The organism is Halomonas marinisediminis, assembly GCF_004347715.1.
GTDB lineage: Bacteria > Pseudomonadota > Gammaproteobacteria > Pseudomonadales > Halomonadaceae > Halomonas > Halomonas icarae.
Genome location: NZ_SLTR01000778.1, coordinates 1 through 228 on the forward strand (window position 1 = coordinate 1; position 228 = coordinate 228).

Annotated in this window: 1 protein-coding gene; it reads right to left on the bottom strand. The window is 75.0% G+C overall.

Annotation, left to right across the window (positions count from 1 at the left end):
- The coding region (locus E0702_RS18495) for a hypothetical protein (protein ID WP_205742165.1) at window positions 1-228 on the bottom strand (228 nt) is incomplete at both ends.

Here is a 228-nt window from a genome sequence, read left to right on the forward strand (position 1 = left end):
TGCGAGGCGAGGTCGCACAGGCTGATGGTGGGCTCCGGCCTGTCGGCGAAGCCGCGCGCATGGTTGCGCAGCACGGCCACGGGTTGGGCGCGGTCCGCGGGGACCAGCGGTTCGACCCAGGCGAGGAAGGCGTCCGCCTCCCGGTCCGGCGCGACGTCCAGGTCCGGACGGTCCGGGTGGGTCAGCGTGACGGTCTGCCCATCGGGATGCAGCCGGGCGCGGATCGCC